This window comes from Thalassococcus sp. BH17M4-6, from assembly GCF_049323015.1.
In the GTDB taxonomy this organism is placed as follows: domain Bacteria; phylum Pseudomonadota; class Alphaproteobacteria; order Rhodobacterales; family Rhodobacteraceae; genus Puniceibacterium.
Genome location: NZ_JBMPGU010000001.1, coordinates 469,397 through 495,098, shown reverse-complemented (window position 1 = coordinate 495,098; position 25,702 = coordinate 469,397). Strand labels below are relative to the sequence as shown.

The following is a 25,702-nucleotide window of genomic DNA, read 5'->3' as shown; positions in this document are numbered from 1 at the left end:
TTTCGGTTGGTGGGTTGGAAACCCACCCTACGCCCTGTGTCGGAACACCTCGGGTCAGGCCGCCTCGGTCTCTCCGTCCTTGGCGAAATCCTCGGGTGACAGCAGCGCGAGCTGGTCGCGCGCCCAGGCTTGGGTGTTGTACTTGAACACGACGCGCCGCAGGTCCTTCATCCGCATCCGTCGGTTTTCCTCGGTCATGGTCAGCGCGTTTTCAATCGCGTGATCCATGTTCTTGTGGGAATAGGGATTGGTCAGGATGGCCGAACTTAGCTCGATCGCGGCGCCGGCGAATTCCGACAACACCACAACCCCGTCACCATCGGACCGCGCGGCGATGAATTCCTTGCAGACAAGGTTCATGCCGTCCGCCAGCGGCGTGATCCAGGCAATATCGGCCGCCCGGTAATAGCTGACGAGATCGGTAAACGGAATCGCGTTGGAAATCAGCGACACCGGGGTGCGTTCGAACGTGGCGAAGCGCCCGTTGATCCGGCCCGCAATCTCCTCGATCTCGCGCTGGATATCCTCGTAAGCCTGCATGCTGCGGTTGGCCGAGACCGACACATGCAGCAGCTTCACTGTCTCGCGGTATTCGGGGTGTTTTTCCAACAGCCGCTCAAACGTCAAAAGCTGTTCGGCCCCGCCCTTGGTGTAGTCCGTGCGCCCGACCGACAGGATCAGGCGGCGACCGCCCATGGCCTTGAGGAAGCTTTCGGTGCGTTCCTTGGTCTCGGGCCGTTCCGCCACGCTTTCGATGTAATCGGTGTCGACGCCCACGGGCGACACGCCCAAGCGCACGGTCCGATCCTCGACCTCGATCTGCTTGGGTACGGTCCGGTCCGACAGGGCCGACCCTTCGGAGATGAAATCGGGATCGACGGCAATGCGGGGGATGCTGCCCACGTCGCGAAGCGACCGCACGACCGAAACGAAGTTCGACGCATAGCGCGGGATGTGAAAGCCCACTACGTCGCAAGCCAGCAGGCTGTCGATGATCTCGCCCCGCCAGGGCAAGACGTTGAACATGTCCGCCGCGGGAAAGGGCGTGTGGTGGAAAAAGGAAATCCGGAGGTCCGGCCGCAGCTTGCGCAGGATGCCCGGCACCAGCCACAGGTTGTAGTCATGTACCCAGACGGCGGCGCCCTCAGCCGCTTCGGCAGCGGCGGCTTGGGCAAACTCCTGGTTCACGCGGCGAAAGGTGTCCCAATCCACCGGGTCATAGTTATACTTTTCCTTGAACCCGTGCAGGATAGGCCAGAATGCCTCTTTCGAGGTGATGTGATAGAAACTGCTGACCTGTTCCGCCGTCAGCGGCAGGCGCGACACGGTATACTTGCCGAAACTGTCCTCGATCTCGACCACCCGGTCGAACCCGGGGTTCGACGGATCCTCTGCCTGTTTCCAGGCGACCCAAGCGGCGTTCTCAACGCGTCCGAAAAAGCTTTTCAGCGTCGGGACGATGCCGTTGGGGCTCTTGTTCTCCTTGAAGACTGTTTTGCCGTTTTCCTCAACCTCTTCATAGGGTTGGCGGTGATAGACGATCACGAGATCGCTGGGCATGTCAGTCTCCTTCAAGGGGTCTTATGCAAATTCTTTCGTGCCACAGCTTCAAGAATGCCAGCCGCGCCGACGGCGGTGGCGGTATGGACCTGAGGCAAGGGCGAAACGCGCGAAAGCAGATCCGGTTCCGATCCGCCGACTGCCACGGCCGGCAATCCGCACTCCAGCATCGACAGGTCGTTCATCGTGTCGCCCGCCGCCAGAACGCGGTCTTCGGGAATGTCGAGATGCGCCACCAGCTTGCGCAGGGAGGGGCCCTTGCTGATGCCCCTGGGCAGAACATCGAAGTACTTGTTGTCCGAGATCAGCGTGTCATGGCCAAGACCTGCGATGATGTCATGCGCTGCCGGATCGAAGTCATCCGGCGTCAGGTCATAGCTGACCCGATAGCGGAATTCCGTCGGCTGCAAGGTCAGGCCGGGATGGCCGTCAAGCGCCGCCCGCACCGCATCGCCGCCGTCGCCCCAGATCTGCGCGATGTCCTCTTCCAGCGCTTCGATGGGGCGGATGCCGCCGTTCCCGACCTGCGCGATGGTCGTGCCGACGTCGCCGATCACGTATTCGGGCCAGGGCACGCCACCGTCGCACAGCTCTCGTATGAACTTCGGATCGCGACCGGTGACAAAGATCAGGCCGATGGTGTCACGGTTGTCTTCGATCCAGTCGTACAGCGTCTTTCTGTCCGCATCGCTGCCGCCGAGGAAGGTGCCGTCCAGATCGGTCGCCAGCACAAAACGGCGGTCCTTTATCGGCACTTGGGTCGGGGCGTCGGTCATGGTCAGGGTCATCAGGTGTCTCGCGAATTGGCAGGATGGGTCAGCGCGATGTCAAGCGTGCGCGGTTCGGATTCGATGGGCCGCGCCCAGAGGTCGGAAAATGTCTGCTCCAGGTCCGCGCCTTCGTAAAGCACGGCATGCACGGCCTCGCAGATCGGCATGGACACCCGGGCGCGGCGCGCCAGATCGACCACCGATACGGCGTTGACCTCGCCTTCGACCACAACGGGTTTGCCGTCGAAACAGGACTGGCGCGGAATGCCTTTGCCCAATTGCACCCCCAGCGACATGTTCCGCGATGTTGTGCTCGAGCAGGTCAGTGTCAGGTCGCCCGCGCCGGACAGGCCGGTCACGGTTTCACGCCGCCCGCCCAGCTTTTCGGCCAGAAACTTCATCTCGTCAATGCCGCGGGTGATCAGCGCGGCGCGGGTATTTTCGGCAAAGCCCGCGCCGGTCATCATCCCGCAGGCAATGGCGATCACGTTCTTGACCGCGCCGCCGATTTCCACCCCCACCGGATCGTCCGACATGTAGGGCCGGAACGCGGCCGAAGACATGGTGACCGCCAGCCGCGCGGCGGGCGATTCAGACGGTCGCAGGTGATCGTTGTAGGAAAAACGGAAGGCGACGGTGGCGGCAGTCGGATGCCCCAGCGCGGTTTCGCGCGCGAAGGTGGGGCCCGACAGAGCACCGACCGGGTGGCCGGGCAATTCTTCCTCGACCACATGCGACAGCAGGTAGCCCGATCCGCGCTCGATCCCCTTACAGCAAAGCGCCAGTGGCACGCCGTCGGGCAGGTGCGGGCGGATGTTGGCGCAAAGGTCGCGCAGGGTGCGTGACGGGGTGACGATCAGCACTGCCTCGGTGCCCGCCAACGCGTCTGCCAGATCACTGTAGGCCGCGATGTTGTCGTGCAGCGGCACGTCCGGCAGGTAATCGGCGTTGACCCGCGTTTCGGTGATTGCCTCGGCCAGTTCGGCGCGGCGGCCCCAAAGCCGAACCTCGCGCCCGGCGCTTGCGGCGACCATGGCGAGGGCGGTGCCCCAACTGCCCATGCCCAGCACGGTCACACGGTCATAGGGGGCGGCGTCGATGACGCTGGTCAGGTCGGTGCGTTCGATCGGTGACGTGGTCAGTCTCTGTCCGTCCATGTTTGATGTGATGCGGGGCGGTGCGGTATGCGGCCCGGCAGGCTCCTGTCAGTTTGTTTTCGCTCAGGACCAAAGCTAGGTCCTGAGCGCCCACTGTCCAGTTTCCGGGCGGTGCGCGGGCGATGCAAGTTGCTGCAGACGCGAAATGCCCAAATTATAGGCTTAAATCAACATATAGCGCCTTCGGATTGGGCGGTTAAGTGCGCATTTCTCGGCAAAAAAGCGATTTTACCGGGAGTCGGCGCGTTTTTCACTCAAGGACAAAGCTTTGTCGCGAAATTGGTAAGGTATTGATATATTTGAGTTTGATGAAGACCCTCAGCCCGCCTCGTTTGTAGTCAAAGGTATGCCGAGCGCGAAATTTTGACAAAAGGTCTGTCCTTCATACCTTATCCATACACAGCCGCCCCGCGGCACACCCCATCAGCGCACCGAGCGAGGAGACATTTCGAGATGACCGCCCAGAGTTCGAGCCACCGCAAACCCGTCCGCACAGCGATCTTTCCAGTCGCAGGTCTGGGCACGCGTTTTCTGCCCGCGACAAAGGCGACCCCGAAAGAACTGCTGCCGGTCCTCGACCGGCCGCTGATCCAGTTCGCCATCGACGAAGCGCGCGCCGCAGGCATCGAACGCATGGTCTTTGTCAGCCATCCCTCGAAATCCGCCATCGAACATTATGTGCTGGAAGATCCCGAACTGGAAAAGACCCTGCGCGAAAAAGGCAAGGACAAGATGGCCGACCGGCTTTGCGACAATGCGCTGGATCCCGAAAAGGTCGAGGTGCGGTTTGTCATGCAGGACGAACCGCTGGGGCTGGGCCACGCCGTGCTCTGCGCCGCGGATGAGGTACTGGACGGTGCCGTCGCCGTCATCCTGCCCGACGATCTGATCCTTGGCGAGCCTGGCTGCCTGTCCGAGATGATCGAGGCGTATCAAGGCGCCGATGACGGTCACATGGTGGCGACCATGCAGGTCGATGATCAGGCGGTACAAAGCTATGGCATCCTGTCGGTCACCGGACGTGACGGCCAGGTGCTCAAGGCCGACGGCATGGTCGAAAAGCCCGCCCCCGAGGAGGCGCCGTCGCGTCAGGCGGTGGTCGGGCGGTATGTGCTCGACGGTTCGATTTTCGAAGTGCTCAAGACGCAGGAGCCCGGTGCGGGCGGCGAGATCCAGTTGACCGACGCGATCGCGCGCGGCTCGAAAGAGTTGGGGCTGTGCGGTTTCCGGTTCACCGGCACGCGCTTTGACTGCGGATCGAAAGAGGGTATGCTGAGCGCGATCCTCGCCTATGCGGGGGACCGCCCCGAGTTTCAGGGCGTCCTGGACAGCGCCACACCCACGGTGCTTGCCGCAGAATAACTCATCTGAGATGCAGACAGGCCGCCGTCCGGACGATCCCGGGCTGCGGTTTTCGTGTCAGTCGTCGTTCGACGCCACCAGCCGCAGATGCGGCGCTTTGCCTTTTGCAGGCGCGCGGCCCGTTGCGGCAGGGGCAAAGGGAGCGCGGTCTTCCGACAGGTGGCGGATGGGGGCCTTTTGCAATCGCTCTGACATGTCCGGACCCAGGGGGCGCTGGTGATCGTCGGAAAAGGCGCAGCGCAGATCGATGGCCGCGATGTCGAACCGCCGCGGGGTGCGTCCGATCCGGCCCTGGGTGACAAGGCACCCCAGTGCGCGGCTGACCTCGCCGAAATCAGAAAGCAGCGGCATCAGCAGCATCGTACCGTCCAGCCCGCTCCGACCAAAGCCGCCTGCGGCCTGTAATTGCAGGTGCAGCACGGCGGGGCGGGCGAACAGCGCCTCGACCGCCTCGGCCAGCCGGTCCCGGTCCTTGGGCGTGAAAAGCGCGCTGACCGGCATGCCAGCAACCTGCATTCCCATCAGGTCGGACAGGTGCGATCCGGCGACCCGCAGCTTGGCCAGCCGGGGCGAGATGCGTTCTGCGAGGAAGGCATATTCCAGCGCGCCTTCGATCCCGCGCGGGTCGATCTGGCTGCGCAGAGGCAGCGTGTCGGTACCGCAAAGGGCGGTCCAGTATGCCTCGACCTCGCGCAGGGGCGCGCTGCGCTGATCCGTTTCCCGCCCCATCATCGACACCACGTTCCGTCCGTTGCCGCCATAACCCGCCATCTCACACTCCGTTTAACCCGAAGGATGCCCGGACCATGCGCCCGTCCATCCTGCCTTAAGCATCGTTACCAAGGGATTAATAACCCGACCGCCGCCCCATTTTCGCCCCATTTCGAACCAAATGGTTAACGTTGCCGTCCATGGCCGGTGCTTGCGCCGCCCGGCATCATTGCTTAGGCATCGCGGGGCAATCAGGGGGGACGCCATGCGGCATTCGATGACAGGCTATGCCTCGGGGCAGGGCAGCTTTGGCGCGGTGCGCTGGACGTGGGATCTGCGCGGCGTGAACGGCAAGGGGCGGGATCTGCGGCTGCGCGTGCCGGACTGGATCGACGGGCTGGAACCGGCGCTGCGCGGTGTCGTGTCAAGGGCCGTGACGCGCGGCAACGTGACGGTCGCGCTGCGGGTGCAGGGCAGCGAGGAAGAGGGCGCGCTGAGCCTGTCCGAGCCGCAGCTGGCGCGGGTGCTGTCCGCGATGACCCGGATCGAGGCCGAGGCGATGGAGCAGGGCCTGTCGCTCGCGCCCGCCACCGCCGCGCAGATCGTGGCGCTGCGCGGCGTGATGGACACCGCCGAGCCGCAGACCGACCCGGTTGCCTTGCGCAAGGCGCTGCTGGCGGATTTCGACGCGGTGCTCGCCGCCTTCGTGCAGATGCGCGCCGCCGAAGGGCAGGCGCTGGCGGCGATCCTGACCGATCAGCTGGCAGAGATCGCAACGCTCACCGAAACCGCCGCAGAGCAGGCCGAGGCGCGGCGCGACGAACAGACCGACCGTATGCGCGGCGCGTTGGCCCGCGTGATGGACAATACCGACGGCATGGATGCGCAGCGCATCGCGCAGGAACTGGCGCTGATCGCGGTCAAGGCCGATGTCACCGAAGAGCTGGACCGCCTGCGTGCCCATGTCGCCGCCGCCCGCGATCTGCTGCAGGCCGAGGGCGCCGTGGGCCGCAAGCTCGATTTCCTGATGCAGGAATTCAACCGCGAGGCCAACACCTTGTGCTCCAAGGCGCAATCGGTGCCCTTGACGCAGACCGGGCTGGCGCTCAAGACGGTCATCGACCAGATGCGCGAACAAGTTCAGAACCTGGAGTAAGCCATGACCGACCGACGCGGCCTGCTGATCATCCTGTCGTCGCCTTCGGGGGCCGGCAAATCCACCTTGGCCAACCGTCTGCGCGACTGGGATCCGTCGATCTGCTTTTCGGTTTCGGCCACCACCCGCGCGCCGCGCCCGGGCGAGGTGGATGGAGAGCACTACCATTTCCAGACCTATGCCCAGTTTAAGAAACAGGTCGCGGACGAGGGGATGCTGGAACACGCGCATGTCTTCGGCAATTTCTACGGCTCGCCCCGCGCGCCAGTCGAAGCGGCGATCGAGGCGGGCCGCGACGTGCTTTTCGACATCGACTGGCAGGGCGCGCAGCAGATCCAGAATTCGCCGCTGTCGGCGCATACGCTGTCGATCTTCCTGCTGCCGCCGTCGATCACCGAACTGCGCCGCAGGCTGGAATCCCGGGGCCAGGACACGGCGGAAACCATCGCCAAGCGGATGCAGAAAAGCTGGGACGAGATCAGCCACTGGGGTGGATATGATTTCGTGCTGATCAACGAAGATCTCGACGACACCGAAGCGCGGCTGAAATCCATCGTGACGGCAGCCCGCCTGCGTCGGTCGCAGCAGCCCGATCTGACCGCGCATGTGCGCAAACTGCAAAGCGAATTCGAGGAGGGACAGTATGACCCTGTATAAGCTCGACGGCAAAGCGCCCGACATCGCCGACGACACCTGGATCGCGCCCGATGCCAATGTGATCGGCGATGTGGTGATGGAAGAGGGTGCATCCGTCTGGTTCTGCTGCACCCTGCGCGGCGACAACGAACGCATACACGTGGGCGCGGGCAGCAACCTGCAGGAAAACGTGGTCTGCCACACCGACATGGGGTTTCCGCTGACCATCGGGGCGGGATGCACCATCGGCCACAAGGTCATGCTGCACGGCTGCACCATCGGCGACAATTCCCTGATCGGCATGGGGGCCACGGTGCTCAACGGCGCAAGGATCGGCAAGAACTGCCTGATCGGGGCAGGCGCGCTGATCACCGAGGGCAAGGAGATCCCCGACGGCAGTCTGGTGATGGGGGTGCCCGGCAAGGTCGTGCGGGCGCTGGACGCCGCTGCAATCGAGGGGTTGCGCAAATCCGCGCTTGGCTATCAGGCCAACATGCGCCGCTTTCGCGCGGGGCTCTCGGCGCTCTGATCCGGGCGTCCTTCGGCACCGCGCTCGGGTTTAGACAGACCCCGCTTGTCAGCGTTCCCGTGGCATGGCACCTCTGGCCGCAACAGAAGGATCGCCGTCATGAAACCCACGCTCATCCGCCCTCAGGGCCTGCCCGCCAGCATCTCGCGTCCGGTGGTCACGCCGATCATGCCGTCGGTCGTCTATGCCTCGGACACGCCGGATGCGCTGGACGCGCAGTATGAGGGGCGCACGCAGGGCTATACCTATGCCCGCGAAGGCCATCCCAACGCGGATGTGCTGGCGCAGCGGATCGACGCGCTTGAAGGCTGCGAAGGCGGGATCGTCACCGGATCGGGCATGGCGGCTGTGACCGCGGCGGTGATGGGACTGTGTCAGGCGGGTGATCATGTGTTGGGTGGCGATCAGCTTTATGGCCGGTCGCTGCGCCTGATGAAAGAGGATCTGCCCCGCCTGGGCATCACCACCACGCTGGCCGATCCAACCGATGTCGCGGCGATGGAGGCGGCGCTGCGCGACACCACCCGCATGGTCCTGATCGAGGTGGTGTCGAACCCGACGCTGCGGATCGCCGACATTGACGGCATCGCCGCACTTTGCAAGGCGCGGGGCATCCTGCTGGTCGTGGACAATACCTTTACCACGCCGCACGCGGTGCAGCCCTTTGCGCGCGGCGCGGATGTGGTGCTGCATTCTGTGACCAAGCTGCTGGCCGGGCATTCCGACGTGACGCTGGGCTGGGTCGCCGCGCGCGACGACGGCTTGCGCAAGCGGCTTTATGATTTCATCGTGACCACCGGCCTTACCCCCAGCCCGTTCGACTGCTGGCTGGCCGAACGGGGCCTCGTGTCCTTCGATCTGCGCTTTGACCGGGCGCAGCAGACGGCGCAGATGCTGGCAACGCATCTGTCGGGCCAGCCGGGGGTGACCCGTGTGCTTTATCCCACCCGCGACGACCATCCGGACCGCGCCCGCGCACAGGCGGTGCTGCAGGGGGTGGGCGGCAATATGCTGAGCTTCGAGATCGACGGCGGTCGCGCGGCGGCCAACGCGTTTGCCGCCGCGGCCACCGGCATCGCCTTCGCGCCGACGCTGGGCGATGTCGGCACAACGCTGTCACACCCGGCCTCAAGCTCGCACCGGGCGCTGACGCCCGAGGCACGCGCCGCCATCGGCGTCAGCGAAGGATTCTTCCGCGTGTCGGTCGGGCTCGAAGACCCTGGCGCGCTGATCGACACGTTCGACGCGGGCCTCGCGGCGGTGCGTGCGCTGAAATGATCGACCCCGGCCTTCTGGTCGCGGCGGTGCCGCTGCCCGCGGTGCTGATCCGGCAGGACGAACGGATCGAGGCCGCGAATGACGACGCCCGCGCGCTGCTGGGGCAGGGGATCGTGGGGCGGCATTTCATCACCGCGTTGCGCCAGCCCATCCTGCTGGATGCGATCGAGGCCACGCTGCGCGACCACGCACCACGGCGCACGCGGTTCCTGACGAATGACGGCCAGCAGGACACCACGTTTGACGTCACCTGCCGTGCCGCTGGGCGCAGCGTGCTGGTGGTGTTTCAGGATGTCACCCACCTGCAGCAGGCGGGCCAGATGCGCCGCGATTTCGTCGCCAACGTGAGCCATGAACTGCGCACCCCGCTGACGGCGCTGATGGGGTTCATCGAAACGCTGAAGGGACCGGCGCGCGACGATGCCGCCGCGCGCGACCGGTTCCTGGGCATCATGGAGGGCGAGGCCGGGCGGATGAACCGCCTCGTCGGTGATCTGCTGAGCCTGAGCCGGGTGGAAGCCGATGAACGTGTGCGCCCGACGGCACTGGTCGATCTGACCGGCATCGTGCGGGCCACGGTCCGGGGGCTGGAGCCGCTGGCCGAGGCGGCGCAGATCACCGTCGGGATGGATCTGCCCGATCCGTTCGAGATGCGCGGCGATGCCGATCAGCTGCGCCAGGTGCTGACCAACCTTCTGGAAAACGCGATCAAGTATTCCGGTCGCGACAGTAGCGTCACCGTGCGGGTGACGGCGCCGGCCTACAGCGCGCAGGTGCGCGCGGAAGCGGCCGAGCTTGAGGTGGAGGACAGCGGCCCGGGCATCGACCCGATCCATCTACCCCGGCTCACCGAACGGTTCTACCGGGTCGATGCGCACCGGTCGCGTGAACAGGGCGGCACGGGGCTGGGCCTTGCCATCGTCAAGCACATCGTCAACCGCCATCGCGGGCGGCTGCGGATCCATAGCACACTTGGGGTGGGCACGCGGTTCCGGGTGATCCTGCCGGTCTGATCCTCTGCCGAACGCATATCCCGCATGCAAAACGCCCGGGCGCGGCGCCCGGGCGTTTCTGTTTCAGGACCAATGCGGCAGATTACTGCTGCAGGACCGTGATTTCATTGTAGGCGGCGGTAAAGCCGGTCAGCGACATGTCGACCGTCACGCGCTGGTCGGGGGCCTGGAACGGCACGATGCTGATGCGCGCGACCTGACCGGCGCGGAACGACGCGACCTCGGCCGCGGTAAAGCCGATGCGGGCATAACAGCCGATCTGCGTGCAGAACGACAGGTCATAACGCTTGGCCTGACCGCTGTCGACCTGGATGGTCAGCTTTTCGGTCAGCAGCGTGCCCAGCGGCACGATGAAGGTGGCACCGGCGGCGATGTTGCCCTGACCCTGCACCTTGAAAAGGCTGACCTCGGACACCGAATTGTCGTTGCTGTCGCGCAGCAGCTGGTACATCTGGCACGGCTCTTCGCCCTGTTCGACGCGCAGGCACTGCACGTCCCAGTCGCCGTGGGTCGCCTTTACATAGGTGTTGTCCTCGGCCTGGGCGGCGCCCTGCGCGGATCCCTGTGCGCCCACCGGCTCTCCGGTGTCGAGCTGCGGCGCGCCCGCGGCCGGTGCGTCGGCCTGCGGTTCCGCCGGGGCCTCGGCCTGCGGTTCTGCGGCGGCATCGGCCTCGGGCGTTTCCTGGGCCTGGGCCAGCGTCGCAAGGCTCATCGCGGCGAGGGCGGTCAAAAGAAGTGGAAATCTGGTCATCGCAAAAGCTCCCTGAGCTCGGTTCTTAATGGTATGGGGCGGGTTAGCACGGGCTTGCCAAAGTGTCAGGGCCAAAAAAGCCGGTGTCGGTGGGGATTTGCCAAAAATCGCGTGGCGTAAAAGCGTTGCTGGGGGCCAAAAGCAGAAAAGGAGCCGTGAGGCTCCTCTTCCTTGTCTCTCCCTGTCGGACCGGCCGACTTTATTATGATGCGGACGCTACGAAACTTCCCGCTGTCGGTCAACAGGCATTTTTGGTCGCCTATGGCCGGATTTAAAACAAAAAAATGCCGCGCCCGAAGGCGCGGCCAGTCTGACAGGGAGGAAGTCAGCCCGGCCACCGCAAGGACTGGCGGCACCGGACAAGAATACTCTGGCAGCAGATGGTTAAGTTAGTATGTTCGGGTCGCACGAATGTGATCGGCAATAGGGGCGAGGCGGATGGATGACGGGATTTTCGTAGGTGGCGGCGGCGCGGACTACGGCGAAAAGCAGTGGCTGAACCTAGGCTATGCCAACCGTCACGGGCTTATTGCCGGGGCCACCGGCACGGGCAAGACGGTGACCCTGCAGATCCTGGCCGAAGGGTTTTCGTCCCGAGGCGTCCCGGTCTTTCTGTCCGATGTCAAAGGCGACCTTTCGGGGCTGGCGGCCAGCGGCACCGAAACCCACAAGCTGCACGAGGCGTTCATGGACCGTGCCGGCAAGATCGGCTTTGACGACTACGGCTATGTCGCCTTTCCGGTCACCTTCTGGGATCTTTTCGGCCAGCAGGGCCACCCGGTGCGCACCACCGTGGCCGAGATGGGGCCGCTACTGATCGCGCGTCTGCTGGAACTGTCCGAGGCACAGGAGGGCATTCTGAACATCGCCTTCCGGTTGGCGGATGAGGAAGGCCTGCCGCTTCTCGACCTCAAGGACCTGCAGGCACTGTTGGTCTGGGTGGGCGAGAACCGCGAGGCACTGAGCCTGCGCTACGGCAACATCGCGGTGCAGTCGGTGGGCGCGATCCAGCGACGGCTGCTGGTACTGGAAAACCAGGGTGCTGCGGATTTCTTCGGCGAACCGGCGCTGGCGCTTGAGGATCTGATGCGGACGGGCGCGGACGGGCGCGGGCAGATCAACATCCTGGCCGCCGACACACTGATGGCCTCGCCTAGACTTTACGCGACCTTCCTGCTGTGGCTGCTGTCGGAACTTTTCGAGGAACTGCCCGAGGTGGGCGATCCCGAAAAACCCAAGCTGGTGTTCTTTTTCGACGAGGCGCATCTGCTCTTCGACGATGCGCCCAAGGCGCTGGTCGACAAGGTCGAGCAGGTGGCGCGGCTCATCCGGTCCAAGGGGGTGGGGGTCTATTTCATCACCCAGAACCCGGATGACATCCCCGAGGATATCCTGGGCCAGCTGGGCAACCGCGTACAGCACGCGTTGCGCGCCTTTACCGCCCGCGACCGCAAGGCGCTGCGGATGGCGGCAGAGACCTATCGCGAAAATCCCGATTTCGACACAGAACAGGCGATCCGCGAGGTTGGTGTCGGCGAGGCGGTGACGTCGATGCTGCAGAAAAAGGGCGTGCCGGGCATCGTGCAGCGCACGCTGATCCGTCCGCCGTCGTCGCAGCTTGGCCCGATTTCGGCGCAGGAACGGACGGCGGTGATCGCCGGATCGGACCTGCGCGGGAAATACGAGGCGGGTTTGGACCGGGTGTCCGCCTATGAGATGCTGAAGGATCGGGCCGACAAGGCCGCCGCCGAGGCCGCGGCGCAGGAGGCACGCGAGGAGGAGATGCAGGCCGCAGAGCGCGAATATTCCGCCGGGCGGCGCTATTCCGGCACGCGGGTGGGCCGGTCGACCACCAAACCTGCGCGCAAGACCTGGAGCACACGGCACCGCGACACCGACAGCTTTGGCGAGGCGATGGCCAAGGTCGTTGTGAAAGAGCTCAAGGGCACCACCGGGCGGCGGATCGTGCGGGGCATCCTGGGCGGGCTCTTCAAGGGCCGGTAAGGCGCGTGCCGCGCCTCCGGGGGCGCTGCCCCCGGACCCCCGAGGTATTTTTGAACCGAAGAAGATGGGCCGTCGACGGGTCTATCCCTTGCGCCTGACCATGCCGCGCGCCGGGTCGTAGCCCCAGAGCGCTATGATCAGGAACACCAGTGTGGCAAGCCCGGTCCAGAGCAGCGCCATGCCGTTGAACTGCAGGTAGAGCGCGAAACGCACCAGTTCGACTGCGTGGGTGAAGGGGTTCCAGGCACAGATGTCGCGCAGAAGCGGGCTCGACTCGGCCATCTTCCACAGCGGGTAAAGCGCGGAGCTGAGAAAGAACATCGGGAAGATCACGAAGTTCATCACGCCCGCGAAATTCTCGAGCTGCTTGATGAAGCTCGACAGGGCCAGCCCGAGCGCGCCCAGCATCAGGCCCGAGATCACCAGCGCCGGCAGGGCGGCGATATACCCCAGCGGGTCCATGTCAATGCCGAATAGCGCGGCGATGGCGAGGAAGGTATAGACCTGCAGGATCGAGATCGCGGTCGATCCCAGCAGCTTGCAGAACAGCAGCCAGCCGCGCGGCAAGGGGGCCGTGAGCAGAAGCCGCATGGACCCGGTTTCGCGGTCGTAAACGAGGCTCAGCGAGCTTTGCATGCCGTTGAAAAGCAGGATCATGCCGCAAAGCCCGGGCACGATATATGTCTCGTAGGTGATGTAGGTCTGGTAAGGCGGGATGATCGACAGGCCCAGGGCCGCGCGAAACCCGGCGGCAAAGACCAGCAGCCAGACCAGCGGGCGCACCAGCGCCGCGATGAAGCGTTCGCGCTGGTGGATGAAGCGCAGGCCTTCGCGCAGCATGATCGCGCGCAGCGCGGTGAGATAGGCGCTCATGGCGCGGCCCCGGTCATGTCCGCCGCCTCGGTCAGCCCGAGGAAGTATTCCCGCAGCGACCGGTCGCCGCGCAGGTCGGCACATGTCCCGGTGGCGCGGATCCGCCCTTCGTGCAGAACCACAAGCTGGTCGGCGTCATAGACCTCGTCGGTGAGATGGGTGGCCCAGAGCACCGTCAGGTCATCCTCGGCGCAAAGCTGGTGCACGTGTTCGGTGATCGCATGGCGCGACCCGGTGTCGAGGCCCACGGTCGGCTCGTCCAGCAGCAGGACCGAAGGATCGTGCAGCAGGGCGCGGGCAATCTCGGTCCGGCGGCGATGCCCGCCGTTGAGCCCGCGCGCCTTTTCCCCGGCCCGGTCGCGGATCTGAAGCCGGTCGAGCGCGGCGTCGATGCGGGTGCGTGCGGCGCGGCCCGAGAGCCCGTGCAGCGCCGCGAAATAAAGCAGGTTCTGCCGAATCGTGAGATCGAGGTCGAGCGTCTGCGACTGGAACACCACCCCCATCCGAGCCAGCGCCCGGCGGGGCGAGCGGCCCATGTCCTGCCCCGCGATTAGAATCTGCCCGTCGGCGGTGGTGAAAAGCCGCGTCAGCAGTGAAAAGAGCGTCGATTTGCCCGCGCCGTTGGGGCCCAGAAGCGCCGCGAACCGGCCCGGCGCCACGTCAAAGCTGACATCGTCCAGTGCCACCTTGGGGCCGTAGCGGTAGCTGACGTTCTGGACGGAAAGGCCTTGGTTCATGTGGGGCTTGGGTGCTTTCGTTGCAGGGGGGTAGGGGCGCCGTCCGCCGGACCTTAGCGATGGTGCCATCCGGCCTCAAGGCGGCAATGGGTCGGTGCCGGGTGCGCCCCGACGCGCGGCCGCGAAACTTTCGCAAAGCCGACCCTAGGCCATTGGTCTAATATGACCTTTGTGACAGACTGCCTAGGGTGGCGCCAATCACGGAGGGACAGATCCAATGAAAATGAGTGATTCCCGAGAAATCAAGGCCGCACCCGAGGTGGTCTGGGCCGCGATCCTCAATCCCGAGGTGCTCAAGGCCTGCGTGCCGGGCTGCACCGAAATGACCGGCAATGCCCAGGACGGGTTCGAGGCGACGGTGGTCCAGAAGGTCGGCCCGGTGAAGGCGACCTTCAAGGGCCAGGTCACGATCTCGGACATGGAAGAGCCTCACAAGCTCAAGTTGACGGGGGAAGGCAAGGGCGGGGCCGCGGGCTTTGCCAAAGGCGGTGCGGACGTGCGTATGGAACCGTCCGAGGCGGGCACCACGCTGCATTACGACGTGGAGGCCAGCGTCGGCGGCAAGCTGGCGCAGCTGGGCAGCCGGATCATCGACGGCTTTGCCAAGAAGATGGCCGACCAGTTCTTCCAGAATTTCCAGGAGGCCGTCGAAGGCCCCGCGGATCCGGAAGAGGCGCCCGAGGTCGAGGGCGACGCGGCGGCGGACGGCAAGAAGAAGGGTTGGTTCAAGCGCATGGTGTCGGGCTGACACGCCGCTTGGCCCGAGGGCCGGGACCGAGCAACATCAAGAACACCAAGGATACGACGGGAGGAATGAATGGCTAAAGTATCGATGACGGTGAACGGAAAATCCGTAAGCCACGAGGCCGAAGGGCGCACGCTTCTAGTGCAGTTCCTGCGGGAAAACCTGAACCTGACGGGCACCCATGTGGGCTGCGACACCAGCCAGTGCGGCGCCTGCGTGGTGCATGTCAACGGCGAGGCGGTCAAGGCCTGCACGATGTTCGCCGCCGAGGCCGAGGGCGCCGAGGTCACGACCATCGAGGCGGTCGAGAATGACGACGGATCGCTGTCGGTCGTGCAGCAGGCGTTTCAGGATTACCATGGTCTGCAGTGCGGGTTCTGCACCCCGGGCATGGTGATGAGCGCGACAGCACTGCTCAAGGACAACCCCAAGCCGTCCGAGCAGGAAATCCGCGATTACCTGCAGGGCAATATCTGCCGCTGCACCGGATATCACAACATCATCAAGGCGATCATGGCGGCATCCGGTCAGGATGTGTCGTCGATCGCGGCGGAATGATCTGACGCCGGGGGCGGGCTTCGGGCCCGGTCGGCACAACCAAACGTAGGGTGGGTTTCCAACCCACCATCCCAGGGAGGATACCAAACATGCCCAAGGATCATGGCATCGGGGCCAGCACCAAGCGGCGCGAAGACGTCCGCTTTCTCACCGGCAACGGCAATTACACCGACGACATCAACGTGCAGGGCCAGGCCCATGTGCATTTCCTGCGCTCCGACGTGGCGCATGGCACCATCAGCAGCATCGACACCGCCGAGGCGGCCAAGATGCCCGGCGTGGTGCGCATCTTTACCGGCGCGGATTTCGAAGGCGTGGGCGGCATTCCCTGCGGCTGGCAGGTCACTGACCGCTTCGGCGAGCCGATGAAGGAACCGGCGCACCCGGTTCTGGCGCAGGGCAAGGTGCGGCACGTGGGCGAACCCATCGCCGCCGTCGTCGCCGACACGCTGGCCCAGGCCCGCGACGCGGCCGAGGCGATCGTCGTCGACATCGAAGAACTGCCCGCCGTGGTCAACATGAAGGATGCGCTCAAGGACGGCGCGCCCAAGCTGCACGACGATCTGGCCGACAACCTGTGCTATGACTGGGGTTTCGTCGAGGATAACCGCGACGCCGTGGACGAGGCGATCAAGAACGCCGCCCACGTGACCACGCTCGAACTGGTCAACAACCGGCTGGTCGCCAACCCGATGGAGCCGCGCGTCGCCATCGGCGAATACAACCGGTCCGACGACATGTCGACGCTCTACACCACCAGCCAGAACCCGCATGTGATCCGGCTGCTGATGGGCGCTTTCGTTCTGGGCATCCCGGAACACAAGCTGCGGGTCGTGGCGCCCGATGTGGGCGGCGGCTTCGGCACCAAGATCTTCCATTACGCCGAAGAGGCGTTCTGCACCTTCGCCGCGCGGCAGGTCAAACGCCCGGTCAAGTGGACCTCGACCCGGTCCGAGGCGTTCATGTCCGACGCCCATGGCCGCGACCACGTGACCAAGATCGAACTGGCGCTGGATGCGGACAACAACTTTACCGCCATCCGCACCGACACGCTGGCCAACATGGGGGCGTATCTGTCGACCTTCGCGCCGTCGGTGCCGACCTGGCTGCACGGCACGCTGATGGCGGGCAACTACAAGACGCCGCTGATCTACGTGAACGTCAAGGCGGTCTTCACCAACACCGTGCCGGTGGATGCCTATCGTGGTGCCGGTCGGCCCGAGGCGACCTACCAGCTTGAGCGTGTCATCGACAAGGCGGCGCGCGAACTGGGCGTCGATCCGATCGCCCTGCGCAAGCAGAACTTCATCACCGAATTCCCCTATGCCACCCCGGTGGCGGTGGAATACGACACCGGTGATTACATGGCAACCATGGCCAAGCTGGAAGAGATTGCCGACGTCAAGGGCTTTGCCGCCCGGCGCGCGGAATCCGAAAAGAATGGCAAGCTGCGCGGCTTTGGCGTGAACTGCTATATCGAGGCCTGCGGCATCGCACCGTCGAACCTCGTGGGCCAGCTGGGCGCGCGCGCCGGTCTTTATGACGCGGCAACCGTGCGGGTGAACGCCACCGGCTCGATCTCGGTCATGGTGGGGGCGCACAGCCACGGGCAGGGGCATGAAACCGCCTTTCCGCAGGTGGTGGCCGAAATGCTCGGCATTCCCGAGGATCAGATCGACATCGTGCATGGCGACACCTCCAAGATCCCCTTTGGCATGGGCACCTACGGGTCCCGGTCGCTGGCGGTCTGCGGGTCGGCCATGGTGCGTGCGACCGAAAAGATCATCAACAAGGCCAAGAAGATCGCGGCCCACCTGATGGAAGCCTCCGAGGCGGATATCGAGCTCAAGGACGGGCAGTTCAGCGTCGCGGGCACCGACAAGTCGGTGGCCTGGGGCGATGTCACCCTTGCCGCCTATGTGCCGCACAACTACCCGCTCGAGGATATCGAACCGGGGCTGGAAGAGACGGCGTTCTACGACCCGGCGAACTTCACCTATCCGTCCGGCGCCTATGCCTGCGAGGTCGAGGTCGACCCCGAGACCGGCAAGGTCACCATCGAACGCTTTGCCGCGGCGGATGATTTCGGCAACATCATCAACCCGATGATCGTCAGCGGTCAGGTCCATGGCGGCATCGCCCAGGGCATCGGCCAGGCGCTTCTGGAAAACTGCGCCTATGACGAGAACGGCCAGCTGCTTAGCGCGTCCTACATGGATTACGCCATGCCGCGCGCCGACGATGTGCCGTTCTACCAGGTGGATCATTCCTGCCAGACGCCCTGCACCCACAACCCGCTGGGGGTGAAGGGCTGCGGCGAGGCCGGGGCCATCGGTTCGCCCCCGTCGGTGATCAACGCGGTGATCGACGCGCTGCAATCGGGCGGTCACAAGGTGGCGCATATCGACATGCCCGCGACCCCGTCCCGGGTCTGGGCCGCGATGCAGGGCTAAGGCGATGTTGTCCGGGGGCGCTGCCCCCGGACCCCCGAAGTATTTTTGGACAGATGAAACCCGGGCATAGCCGGTGATCGGTCCAGCAGGAGGACAAGACAATGTATGCATTCGACGTAGAACGCCCCACCACGATCAAGGAAGCGGTCGACGCCCTTGCCGCAGAAGAGGCGCAAGCGCTGGGGGGCGGGCAGACCCTGATCCCGACGCTGAAGCAGCGGCTGGCGATGCCCAGCAAGTTGGTGAGCCTGACCGGCATCGCCGAGATGAAGGGCATTTCCAAGGACGGCAACACGCTGAAGATCGGCGGCGGTACTCGCCACGTGGACGTCGCCAAGGAGGCCGAGGCGCACTATCCGGCCCTGGCGGCCCTGGCCAGCCGCATCGGCGACCCGGCGGTGCGCAACCGGGGCACCATCGGCGGCAGCATCGCCAACAACGACCCCTCGGCTTGCTATCCGGCGGCGGCGCTGGCGTCGGGTGCGACGATCCACACCAACAGCCGCGAGGTTGCGGCGGACGATTTCTTTCAGGGCATGTTCACCACCGCGCTGGAAGAGGGCGAGATCATCACCGCCGTCAGCTTTCCAGTGCCGGAAAAGGCGAAATACATGAAGTTCGAACAGCCCGCTTCGCGTTTCCCGCTGGTGGGGGTGTTTGTCGCGAAATTCGCCGATGGCGTGCGGGTCGCGGTAACGGGCGCGTCGAACGACGGCGTGTTCCGCTGGACCGAAGCCGAAGAGGCGCTGTCGTCGAACTTCTCGGCCGATGCGCTGGACGGGCTGTCGGTGTCGGGCGACGGCATGATCTCGGACCTGCACGGATCGGGCGATTACCGCGCGCATCTGGTGGTCGTCATGACCAAACGCGCCGTCGCCGGGGCGCACTGACGCCACGGCCCCATAAAAAGACAGACCCCGGTCCAGAGATGGGCCGGGGTTTCACGTGTCTGGGCGATGTGACAGGCGGGATTGGTAGGCCCGGCAGGACTTGAACCCGCAACCAAAGCGTTATGAGCGCTCTGCTCTAACCAATTGAGCTACAGGCCCGCCAATCCCTGTGCTAGGCGCGTGGGCACTGCCCGTCAAGATGCAGAACGCACGCTTGCGCGCCGCGCCTGCGCCATGGCCCGTTGCAAGGCATCGCGGGATGCACTAACCCGGCCTCGACACGCCACAAGAGGAACCAAAGCGCCATGACCGACCCCAAGAGCGGCATCACCTATGCGGATGCGGGTGTGGATATCGACGCGGGCAACGCGCTGGTGGAACGGATCAAACCGGCGGCCAAACGCACCGCGCGTCCGGGTGTGATGTCGGGGCTGGGCGGCTTTGGCGCGCTTTTCGATCTCAAGGCGGCTGGCTACGACGATCCGGTGCTGGTGGCCGCGACCGACGGTGTGGGCACCAAGCTGCGCATCGCCATCGACACCGGTCACGTGTCGGGCGTGGGCGTCGATCTGGTGGCGATGTGCGTCAACGACCTTGTGTGTCAGGGGGCGGAGCCGCTGTTTTTCCTCGATTACTTCGCCACCGGAAAGCTCGATACCGACACCGCCGCCCAGGTCATCGAAGGCATTGCCGATGGCTGCGCGCAGTCGGGCTGTGCACTCATTGGCGGGGAAACGGCGGAAATGCCGGGCATGTACGAGGCGGGCGATTTCGACCTCGCAGGCTTTGCCGTCGGCGCGATGGAGCGGGGCGCGGCCTTGCCCGATGGCGTCGTGGCGGGCGACGTGCTGCTTGGGCTGGCCTCGAACGGTGTGCATTCCAACGGCTACAGCCTCGTGCGCAAGCTGGTCGAGGTGTCGGGCCTGGGATGGGACGCCGACTGCCCCTGGGACGACGGCACACTCGGTGCCGCCCTGCTGACGCCGACGCGGCTTTACGTCAAACAGGCGCTGGAGGCGGTCCGCGCGGGCGGCGTGCATGCGTTGGCGCATATCACCGGCGGCGGGCTGACCGAGAACCTGCCCCGCGTCCTGCCCGACGGGCTTGGGGCAGAGATCTTCCTCGACAGTTGGACCCTGCCGCCGGCATTCGAATGGCTCATGGACACCGGCGAAATGGCCGAGGCGGAGATGCTCAAGACCTTCAACTGCGGCATCGGCATGATCCTGAGCGTGTCGGCCGACCGGGCGGGCCACCTGGTCGAGCTGCTGGCCGAGGCGGGCGAAGAGGTGTTTGCCCTGGGCCACGTGGTCGAGGGCACAGGCGTGCGCTACGCGGGCGCGCTTCGGTGAGCAGACGGGTTGCGATCCTGCTGTCGGGGGGCGGGTCCAACATGGTCGCGCTGGCGCGCAGCATGACGGGCGATCACCCCGCGCGGCCGGTGCTGGTGATGGCCAATTCCGAAACCGCCGGTGGTCTGGAAAAGGCGCGGGACATGGGCATCGACACCGCCTGGGTCGATCACCGGCCTTTCAAGGGCGACCGGCCCGCGTTCGAGGACGCGCTGCACGCGCGGCTGGTGCAGGCAGACCCCGACATCGTGTGTCTGGCCGGGTTCATGCGGGTGCTGACGGAAGGGTTCGTGCGCCGCTGGCAGGGTCGAATGCTCAACATCCACCCGTCACTTTTGCCGAAATACCGGGGTCTTCACACCCATGCCCGCGCGATCGAGGCAGGAGAGAGCGAACACGGCTGCACCGTGCACGAGGTCACCGCCGAACTGGACGAAGGCCCGATCCTGGGCCAGGCGCGCGTGCCGGTTCAGCCCGCCGACACGCCCGACAGGCTCGCCGCGCGTGTCCTTGAGATGGAGCATCGGCTTTACCCGGCGGTTTTGCGCCGGTTTGCCGCCGGTGACCGCCGCCCGGTGATGCTGCCCTAGGCAGGCCCGGACGGCGGTTTGGATTAGCGTGCGGTCGTTGCGGCATTGCCGTGCCAGTCCAGCGCGACGTCGGGCTGCGCGGGGGCCATCAGGGCGGTGCCGCCCATCAGCACCAGCAGCAGAACTGCGGTCAGCAGCGCGGGAAGCAGCGACAGGTCGCGGGCAGAGTGCGCGGCGGGAAAATGGTCGAGGGTGGTCATCTGGATATCTCCGATAGAGGGTGTGTGTTGACCCATGATCTATGACGCCCGTCCACATAATGGAAATGAATGTTTGATCGGTGATTCATCACGCTCTCTGATGTCACTTGTGGCGGCACCGACCCCGCGGGGCTTTGCTTTGCGCCAGGAATGGGGTTAGGTGGCAGTCACAGTTGGATTATTCGGGACCAGACACCGCATGCGCACGATCACCACCACGCAAGAGCTTGCCGATTATTGCCAGGAGGCAGCGGGGCAGCCTTACGTGACCGTCGACACGGAATTCCTGCGCGAACGGACCTATTATTCCAAGCTGTGTCTTGTGCAGCTGGCGATGCCGGGCACCACCGACGACAACGCGGTGCTGGTCGATCCGCTGGCCGACGGGCTGTCGCTCGATCCGTTGATGACGCTTTTTCGGGATGAAAGCGTGGTCAAGGTGTTTCACGCCGCGCGGCAGGATCTCGAGATCTTCTATATCGATCACGGCGTGATCCCGCAGCCGATGTTCGACACCCAGGTGGCAGCGATGGTCTGCGGCTTTGGCGAACAGGTCGGGTACGAGACGCTGGTCAAGCGCATCGCGCGCGCCGGTCTTGATAAATCCTCGCGCTTCACCGACTGGTCGCGGCGCCCGCTGTCCGAGGCGCAAAAGACCTATGCGCTGGCGGATGTCACGCATCTGCGCCAGATCTACGAATTCCTGGCGGCCAAGCTTGACGAGACCGGCCGCCACCGCTGGGTCGAAGAGGAAATCGCCCTGCTGACCGCGCCGGAAACCTACGTGACCCGGCCCGAAGATGCCTGGAAGCGGATCAAGACCCGATCCTCCAGCCCGCGCTTTCTGGCCATCGTGCGCGAACTGGCACGCTTTCGCGAAACCTATGCGCAGGAGCGCAACATCCCGCGCAACCGTGTGATGAAGGACGACGCGCTGGTCGAACTGGCCTCGACCAAGCCGCAAACGACCGAGGACCTGGGCCGGTCCCGCCTGCTGCTGCGCGAGGCGCGGCGCGGGGACATCGCAGACGGAATTCTGGCGGCGGTGAAGGCCGGGCTGGATTGTCCGAAGGACGACCTGCCGCAACCGGACCTCAGCCGTGACAAGCTGCAGGTGAACCCGGCACTGGCCGATCTGTTGCGGGTGCTGCTCAAGGCCAAGACCGAAAGTGCCGGCGTCGCGTCAAAGCTGATTGCGCCGGCCGCCGATCTTGATGCCATCGCCGCCGGTCTGCGCGACGTGGCGGCACTGCGCGGCTGGCGCAAAGAGGTGTTCGGCGACGATGCGTTGAAGCTGTGCGACGGGCGCATTGCTCTGGCGGCCAAAGGCAAATCTGTGCGGGTGATCGAGCTTTAGCGCGTTTCGCTTTTAACCGTAGTCATGATTCATCACTTAACGCGTTGAAATCTTTGATTTCAGGCAGTGTTAAGTGACACAGAGACAGGGCAAAATGCTCTAGCGGCGCGACACCAGGGCGTTGGTCCGGCCCGCGACGCGGATTTCGCGGATGCCCGCAAGATCCTGATCCGACAGCCACACCGCCACGGTGACCATGCGCGCCAGTTCACCGGTGCTGCGGGGCCCGGGCTGCTGCTTGGCCCGCAGCGTATAGCTAAGCGTGCCGCCGGTGCTCGCCGCCTCGTCCGGGATCAGCCGCACGTCGAAGGGGCCCACCCGGTCCGCCACGCCCGTGGCGCGGATGATGGCGCCGCCGATGCGCCGTTCGATCAGCAGTTCCGACACTTCGGCGATCGGCGGCGCGGCATAGACTTCGTCTTCCTGCCCGATGCCGATCAGGCCGCGCAGGCCACGGCCGCCACTGGCCGGGATCAGCGGGTTGCGGGCTGCCGCGCTGGTGGTGGTTTGCACGGGTTCCGAAGTCGAGCGTCCGAACCAGTTGAACGGGTTGAGGCGCGACTCGCGCACGGTGCCGCAGCTGGTCAGCACCAGCGCCGAGATCACCAGGACCGAGAGAGGTTTGAACATGGGTTACGCTGCCCTTTGCCTGCCTTATCCGGGGTTAGCGCATTGCGGCGCGGTTGAAAAGCGTGAAGGCGGGACTGGACCTTTTTCAGACCCGCGCATAGGTCAGGGGCAGGTGACGAGAAAGGGATCGACATGGCGCAGGCAGCCTTTGAAGAGGTGGTCGAGGATTTCGAGTTCCTGGACGACTGGGAAGATCGGTACCGGCTGGTGATCGAAATGGGCAAGGCGATGGAGCCGCTGCCCGAGGCGCTGCGCGTGCCTGCGACCAAGGTCGACGGCTGCGCCAGCCAGGTCTGGCTGCACCCGTCGATTTCCGAAGGCACCTACCACTTTCAGGGCGACAGCGACGCGATGATCGTGCGCGGGCTCATCGCGCTGCTGCACCGGCTTTACGACGGCCTGCCGGTGGCCGAGGTGGGGGCCGTCGATGCGGGTGCCGAGCTGGGGCGGTTGGGCCTACACGACCACCTGTCGGCGCAACGGTCAAATGGGTTGCGAGCGATGATCGAGCGCATCCGCGCGCAGGCCGCGGCGGCGTGATGTCGGCCAGAGTGCTTTTGACCGAACCGGCGGGTCCGGCGGAAAGCCTGGCGTTCTTTTGATTGGGGGGCTCTGCCCCCGCCGCAGCCGGTGGCTGCGACTCCCCCGAGGGTTATTCAAAACCGGAGAATGCGGGAGGGCGCGCCCGGCCGGTCCACCTCCACCTCCTGCCACCGGGGACAGGAGGCTTCTCCGGTTGCGGTCATCGACGCCTCCGCCTGTACCGCAGGCTCAGACTGGCGCGGAATGGTTAAGAAACCCTTGCTTCTCTGGTTCAATATAACCCTTCGGGGGGAGGCACGGATGTGCCGGGGGGCAGACAGCCCCCCTCCGGCCTTTCAGCTGTTGCCGTTTCCGGTGAAGCGCGCGGCATCCGCCGCTGCCCGACGGATCGCGTTGGATTTGTGCACGGTTTCTTGGAACTCGGCCTCGGGGTCGCTGTCGTAGACCACGCCGCCGCCCGCCTGGATATAGAGCTTGCGGTCCTTCACGATGGCGGTGCGCAGGGCGATGCACATGTCCATGTCGCCGCCCGCGCTGAAATAGCCGACGCCGCCGCCGTAGATGCCGCGCTTTTCCGGTTCGAGTTCGTCGATGATCTCCATCGCGCGGACCTTGGGCGCGCCCGAGACGGTGCCCGCGGGCAGGCCCGCCAGCAGCGCCGACAGCGCGTCCTGATCCTCGGCCAGTTCGCCCACCACGTTCGAGACGATGTGCATCACGTGGCTGTAGCGTTCGATGATGAACTGCTCGGTCGGGTGCACGGTGCCGATCTTCGACACCTTGCCGGTGTCGTTGCGCCCCAGGTCGAGCAGCATGAGGTGTTCGGCCAGTTCCTTCTTGTCCGCCAGCAGGTCGGCCTCGTTCGCGTCATCCTCGGCTGGGGTGGCGCCGCGCGGGCGGGTGCCGGCGACCGGGCGGATGGTCACTTCGCGGCCGAAGACCCGTACGAGGATTTCCGGGCTGGCGCCGACCACCTGGAAGCCGCCGAAGTTGAAATAGAACATGAAGGGCGACGGGTTGGTGCGCCGCAGCGACCGGTAGAGCGCGAAGGGCGGATGCGGAAAGTCCTGCGTCCAGCGCTGCGACGGCACGACCTGGAAGATGTCGCCCTTGGCGATATAGTCGCGCGCCTTGTCCACCGCCGCCTTGAACCCGGCGTGGGTGAAGTTCGAGGTGGGCGCGGCTGGTTCCTGCGCCTCGCCCATTTCGCGGCTGGCCTGAGGCAGGGGGCGTTCGAGATCGCGCACCGCGTCCATCACCCGTTCGGCGGCCTGGGCATAGGCCGCCCGGGCCGACAGGCCCGCGGAATGCCAGGCGGGCGACACCACCGTGACCTCGCCTTTGACCCCGTCCAGCACCGCCACCACCGAGGGGCGCAGCATCATCGCGTCAGGCAGGCCCAGCGGGTCGGGGTTCACATCCGGCAGGTGTTCGACCAGCCGGATCATGTCGTAGCCAAGGTAGCCGAAAAGACCCGCCGCCGCCTGCGGCAGGTCGGCGGGCAGGGTGACGCGCGATTCGGCGATCAGGCTGCGCAGCGCGGTCAGCGGATCGCCGACCATGTCTTCAAAGCTGTCGGGATCGAACCGCGCCTGGCGGTTGAGGCGGCTGGTGGTGCCGTGGCACTGCCAGACCAGATCGGGCTTCATGCCGATGATCGAGTAGCGGCCCCGCACTTCGCCCCCGGTGACCGATTCCAGCACGAAGGCATCCTTGGCCGTTCCCGTCAGCTTGAGCATCAGCGACACCGGCGTGTCGAGATCGGCGGCGAGCCGGGAATAGACGACCTGGTTTTCGCCCGCCTCGTAGGCGCGTGCGAAATCCTCGAAGGAAGGGGTTAGCGCCAT

25 protein-coding genes and 1 tRNA gene are annotated in these 25,702 nt (G+C 65.2%); 15 read left to right on the top strand and 11 right to left on the bottom strand.

The window, feature by feature from the left end; translation table 11 throughout:
• Positions 1-54 precede the first annotated feature (54 nt).
• From ggpS to ACOXXX_RS02190, 3 genes are read right to left on the bottom strand one after another with little or no spacing between them, the layout of a single operon-like run.
• Positions 55-1,560, bottom strand: a complete 1,506-nt coding sequence (ggpS, locus tag ACOXXX_RS02200) for a glucosylglycerol-phosphate synthase (protein WP_422824897.1) — start codon at positions 1,558-1,560, stop codon at positions 55-57.
• An 11-nt stretch (positions 1,561-1,571) separates the two neighbouring features.
• Complete coding sequence (locus ACOXXX_RS02195) at positions 1,572-2,348, bottom strand: HAD-IIB family hydrolase (RefSeq protein ID WP_422824896.1); 777 nt, start codon at positions 2,346-2,348, stop codon at positions 1,572-1,574.
• Complete coding sequence (locus tag ACOXXX_RS02190) at positions 2,348-3,487, bottom strand: NAD(P)H-dependent glycerol-3-phosphate dehydrogenase (protein WP_422824895.1); 1,140 nt, start codon at positions 3,485-3,487, stop codon at positions 2,348-2,350. Before ACOXXX_RS02190 ends, ACOXXX_RS02195 begins: the two co-directional genes overlap by 1 nt.
• 453 nt (positions 3,488-3,940) lie before the next feature.
• Between ACOXXX_RS02190 and ACOXXX_RS02185 the strand changes: the two genes are divergently transcribed.
• Entirely contained in the window at positions 3,941-4,849 is a 909-nt protein-coding gene (locus ACOXXX_RS02185; RefSeq protein ID WP_422824894.1) for a UTP--glucose-1-phosphate uridylyltransferase, read from the top strand.
• A gap of 57 nt (positions 4,850-4,906) precedes the next feature.
• Here ACOXXX_RS02185 and ACOXXX_RS02180 read toward each other — a convergent pair whose 3' ends face one another.
• Positions 4,907-5,620, bottom strand: a complete 714-nt coding sequence (locus ACOXXX_RS02180; protein WP_422824893.1) for a PAS domain-containing protein — start codon at positions 5,618-5,620, stop codon at positions 4,907-4,909.
• 205 nt (positions 5,621-5,825) lie between these two features.
• Here ACOXXX_RS02180 and ACOXXX_RS02175 point away from each other — a divergent pair, with 205 nt between their 5' ends.
• The 5 genes from ACOXXX_RS02175 (at position 5,826) to ACOXXX_RS02155 (ending at position 10,172) form a co-directional block, all read left to right on the top strand.
• The gene (locus ACOXXX_RS02175) at positions 5,826-6,716 is read left to right on the top strand and encodes a YicC/YloC family endoribonuclease (protein ID WP_422824892.1); all 891 of its coding nucleotides are present in this window, start codon (positions 5,826-5,828) and stop codon (positions 6,714-6,716) included.
• Between the two features lie 3 nt (positions 6,717-6,719).
• Positions 6,720-7,373, top strand: coding sequence for a guanylate kinase (gene gmk, locus ACOXXX_RS02170; protein ID WP_422824891.1), 654 nt, complete (start codon positions 6,720-6,722; stop codon positions 7,371-7,373).
• The gene (locus ACOXXX_RS02165) at positions 7,360-7,881 is read left to right on the top strand and encodes a gamma carbonic anhydrase family protein (protein WP_422824890.1); all 522 of its coding nucleotides are present in this window, start codon (positions 7,360-7,362) and stop codon (positions 7,879-7,881) included. The genes gmk and ACOXXX_RS02165 overlap by 14 nt, the downstream gene beginning before the upstream one ends.
• 99 nt (positions 7,882-7,980) lie before the next feature.
• Positions 7,981-9,159: a trans-sulfuration enzyme family protein gene (locus ACOXXX_RS02160; protein ID WP_422824889.1), complete on the top strand. Its 1,179-nt coding sequence runs from the start codon at positions 7,981-7,983 to the stop codon at positions 9,157-9,159.
• The gene (locus ACOXXX_RS02155) at positions 9,156-10,172 is read left to right on the top strand and encodes a sensor histidine kinase (protein WP_422824888.1); all 1,017 of its coding nucleotides are present in this window, start codon (positions 9,156-9,158) and stop codon (positions 10,170-10,172) included. The genes ACOXXX_RS02160 and ACOXXX_RS02155 overlap by 4 nt, the downstream gene beginning before the upstream one ends.
• Positions 10,173-10,254: 82 nt before the next feature.
• Here the strand turns inward: ACOXXX_RS02155 and ACOXXX_RS02150 are convergent, their stop codons facing one another.
• The gene (locus ACOXXX_RS02150; RefSeq protein ID WP_422824887.1) at positions 10,255-10,923 is read right to left on the bottom strand and encodes an invasion associated locus B family protein; all 669 of its coding nucleotides are present in this window, start codon (positions 10,921-10,923) and stop codon (positions 10,255-10,257) included.
• A 438-nt stretch (positions 10,924-11,361) separates the two neighbouring features.
• Between ACOXXX_RS02150 and ACOXXX_RS02145 the strand changes: the two genes are divergently transcribed.
• Complete coding sequence (locus tag ACOXXX_RS02145; protein ID WP_422824886.1) at positions 11,362-12,927, top strand: helicase HerA-like domain-containing protein; 1,566 nt, start codon at positions 11,362-11,364, stop codon at positions 12,925-12,927.
• An 81-nt stretch (positions 12,928-13,008) separates the two neighbouring features.
• Here ACOXXX_RS02145 and ACOXXX_RS02140 read toward each other — a convergent pair whose 3' ends face one another.
• Both ACOXXX_RS02140 and ACOXXX_RS02135 read right to left on the bottom strand, forming a co-directional pair.
• Positions 13,009-13,800, bottom strand: coding sequence for an ABC transporter permease (locus tag ACOXXX_RS02140; protein ID WP_422824885.1), 792 nt, complete (start codon positions 13,798-13,800; stop codon positions 13,009-13,011).
• A complete protein-coding gene (locus ACOXXX_RS02135) occupies positions 13,797-14,537 on the bottom strand; it encodes an ABC transporter ATP-binding protein (protein WP_422824884.1) in 741 nt (246 codons plus the stop codon). The genes ACOXXX_RS02140 and ACOXXX_RS02135 overlap by 4 nt, the downstream gene beginning before the upstream one ends.
• A gap of 217 nt (positions 14,538-14,754) precedes the next feature.
• Between ACOXXX_RS02135 and ACOXXX_RS02130 the strand changes: the two genes are divergently transcribed.
• The 4 genes from ACOXXX_RS02130 (at position 14,755) to ACOXXX_RS02115 (ending at position 19,183) form a co-directional block, all read left to right on the top strand.
• The gene (locus ACOXXX_RS02130; protein WP_422824883.1) at positions 14,755-15,285 is read left to right on the top strand and encodes a CoxG family protein; all 531 of its coding nucleotides are present in this window, start codon (positions 14,755-14,757) and stop codon (positions 15,283-15,285) included.
• A 69-nt stretch (positions 15,286-15,354) separates the two neighbouring features.
• Complete coding sequence (locus ACOXXX_RS02125) at positions 15,355-15,840, top strand: (2Fe-2S)-binding protein (protein WP_422824882.1); 486 nt, start codon at positions 15,355-15,357, stop codon at positions 15,838-15,840.
• An 89-nt stretch (positions 15,841-15,929) separates the two neighbouring features.
• On the top strand, positions 15,930-18,293 hold the full coding sequence (locus tag ACOXXX_RS02120; protein WP_422824881.1) for a xanthine dehydrogenase family protein molybdopterin-binding subunit: 2,364 nt from the start codon (positions 15,930-15,932) through the stop codon (positions 18,291-18,293).
• 101 nt (positions 18,294-18,394) lie between these two features.
• Complete coding sequence (locus ACOXXX_RS02115) at positions 18,395-19,183, top strand: FAD binding domain-containing protein (protein WP_422824880.1); 789 nt, start codon at positions 18,395-18,397, stop codon at positions 19,181-19,183.
• 82 nt (positions 19,184-19,265) lie between these two features.
• On the opposite strand, the gene ACOXXX_RS02110 is transcribed toward ACOXXX_RS02115, so the two are convergent.
• A tRNA-Ile gene (locus ACOXXX_RS02110) sits at positions 19,266-19,342 on the bottom strand.
• Positions 19,343-19,488: 146 nt separating this feature from the next.
• Between ACOXXX_RS02110 and purM the strand changes: the two genes are divergently transcribed.
• The gene (purM, locus tag ACOXXX_RS02105) at positions 19,489-20,535 is read left to right on the top strand and encodes a phosphoribosylformylglycinamidine cyclo-ligase (RefSeq protein ID WP_422824879.1); all 1,047 of its coding nucleotides are present in this window, start codon (positions 19,489-19,491) and stop codon (positions 20,533-20,535) included.
• Entirely contained in the window at positions 20,532-21,125 is a 594-nt protein-coding gene (purN, locus tag ACOXXX_RS02100; RefSeq protein ID WP_422824878.1) for a phosphoribosylglycinamide formyltransferase, read from the top strand. The genes purM and purN overlap by 4 nt, the downstream gene beginning before the upstream one ends.
• A 23-nt stretch (positions 21,126-21,148) precedes the next feature.
• Here purN and ACOXXX_RS02095 read toward each other — a convergent pair whose 3' ends face one another.
• The gene (locus tag ACOXXX_RS02095; RefSeq protein ID WP_422824877.1) at positions 21,149-21,325 is read right to left on the bottom strand and encodes a hypothetical protein; all 177 of its coding nucleotides are present in this window, start codon (positions 21,323-21,325) and stop codon (positions 21,149-21,151) included.
• A gap of 199 nt (positions 21,326-21,524) precedes the next feature.
• Between ACOXXX_RS02095 and rnd the strand changes: the two genes are divergently transcribed.
• On the top strand, positions 21,525-22,682 hold the full coding sequence (rnd, locus tag ACOXXX_RS02090) for a ribonuclease D (protein ID WP_422824876.1): 1,158 nt from the start codon (positions 21,525-21,527) through the stop codon (positions 22,680-22,682).
• A gap of 99 nt (positions 22,683-22,781) precedes the next feature.
• Here rnd and ACOXXX_RS02085 read toward each other — a convergent pair whose 3' ends face one another.
• The gene (locus tag ACOXXX_RS02085; protein ID WP_422824875.1) at positions 22,782-23,312 is read right to left on the bottom strand and encodes a hypothetical protein; all 531 of its coding nucleotides are present in this window, start codon (positions 23,310-23,312) and stop codon (positions 22,782-22,784) included.
• 132 nt (positions 23,313-23,444) lie between these two features.
• Here ACOXXX_RS02085 and ACOXXX_RS02080 point away from each other — a divergent pair, with 132 nt between their 5' ends.
• On the top strand, positions 23,445-23,852 hold the full coding sequence (locus ACOXXX_RS02080; protein ID WP_422824874.1) for a SufE family protein: 408 nt from the start codon (positions 23,445-23,447) through the stop codon (positions 23,850-23,852).
• Between the two features lie 338 nt (positions 23,853-24,190).
• Here the strand turns inward: ACOXXX_RS02080 and trpE are convergent, their stop codons facing one another.
• Positions 24,191-25,702 (bottom strand): anthranilate synthase component I, encoded by a 1,512-nt coding sequence (gene trpE, locus ACOXXX_RS02075; RefSeq protein WP_422824873.1) that lies wholly within the window; start codon positions 25,700-25,702, stop codon positions 24,191-24,193.

Coding starts and splice junctions, on each gene's coding strand:
- ACOXXX_RS02135 (WP_422824884.1), bottom strand. CDS start 14,537: ATGAACCAAGGCCTTTCCGTCCAGAACGTCAGCTACCGCTACGGCCCC.
- ACOXXX_RS02120 (WP_422824881.1), top strand. CDS start 15,930: ATGCCCAAGGATCATGGCATCGGGGCCAGCACCAAGCGGCGCGAAGAC.
- rnd (WP_422824876.1), top strand. CDS start 21,525: ATGCGCACGATCACCACCACGCAAGAGCTTGCCGATTATTGCCAGGAG.
- ACOXXX_RS02175 (WP_422824892.1), top strand. CDS start 5,826: ATGCGGCATTCGATGACAGGCTATGCCTCGGGGCAGGGCAGCTTTGGC.
- ACOXXX_RS02195 (WP_422824896.1), bottom strand. CDS start 2,348: ATGACCCTGACCATGACCGACGCCCCGACCCAAGTGCCGATAAAGGAC.
- ACOXXX_RS02095 (WP_422824877.1), bottom strand. CDS start 21,325: ATGACCACCCTCGACCATTTTCCCGCCGCGCACTCTGCCCGCGACCTG.
- ACOXXX_RS02140 (WP_422824885.1), bottom strand. CDS start 13,800: ATGAGCGCCTATCTCACCGCGCTGCGCGCGATCATGCTGCGCGAAGGC.
- ACOXXX_RS02080 (WP_422824874.1), top strand. CDS start 23,445: ATGGCGCAGGCAGCCTTTGAAGAGGTGGTCGAGGATTTCGAGTTCCTG.
- ACOXXX_RS02115 (WP_422824880.1), top strand. CDS start 18,395: ATGTATGCATTCGACGTAGAACGCCCCACCACGATCAAGGAAGCGGTC.
- ACOXXX_RS02150 (WP_422824887.1), bottom strand. CDS start 10,923: ATGACCAGATTTCCACTTCTTTTGACCGCCCTCGCCGCGATGAGCCTT.
- gmk (WP_422824891.1), top strand. CDS start 6,720: ATGACCGACCGACGCGGCCTGCTGATCATCCTGTCGTCGCCTTCGGGG.
- trpE (WP_422824873.1), bottom strand. CDS start 25,702: ATGGCGCTAACCCCTTCCTTCGAGGATTTCGCACGCGCCTACGAGGCG.
- ACOXXX_RS02130 (WP_422824883.1), top strand. CDS start 14,755: ATGAAAATGAGTGATTCCCGAGAAATCAAGGCCGCACCCGAGGTGGTC.
- purM (WP_422824879.1), top strand. CDS start 19,489: ATGACCGACCCCAAGAGCGGCATCACCTATGCGGATGCGGGTGTGGAT.
- ACOXXX_RS02185 (WP_422824894.1), top strand. CDS start 3,941: ATGACCGCCCAGAGTTCGAGCCACCGCAAACCCGTCCGCACAGCGATC.
- ggpS (WP_422824897.1), bottom strand. CDS start 1,560: ATGCCCAGCGATCTCGTGATCGTCTATCACCGCCAACCCTATGAAGAG.
- ACOXXX_RS02165 (WP_422824890.1), top strand. CDS start 7,360: ATGACCCTGTATAAGCTCGACGGCAAAGCGCCCGACATCGCCGACGAC.
- ACOXXX_RS02125 (WP_422824882.1), top strand. CDS start 15,355: ATGGCTAAAGTATCGATGACGGTGAACGGAAAATCCGTAAGCCACGAG.
- ACOXXX_RS02155 (WP_422824888.1), top strand. CDS start 9,156: ATGATCGACCCCGGCCTTCTGGTCGCGGCGGTGCCGCTGCCCGCGGTG.
- ACOXXX_RS02190 (WP_422824895.1), bottom strand. CDS start 3,487: ATGGACGGACAGAGACTGACCACGTCACCGATCGAACGCACCGACCTG.
- ACOXXX_RS02085 (WP_422824875.1), bottom strand. CDS start 23,312: ATGTTCAAACCTCTCTCGGTCCTGGTGATCTCGGCGCTGGTGCTGACC.
- ACOXXX_RS02145 (WP_422824886.1), top strand. CDS start 11,362: ATGGATGACGGGATTTTCGTAGGTGGCGGCGGCGCGGACTACGGCGAA.
- ACOXXX_RS02180 (WP_422824893.1), bottom strand. CDS start 5,620: ATGGCGGGTTATGGCGGCAACGGACGGAACGTGGTGTCGATGATGGGG.
- ACOXXX_RS02160 (WP_422824889.1), top strand. CDS start 7,981: ATGAAACCCACGCTCATCCGCCCTCAGGGCCTGCCCGCCAGCATCTCG.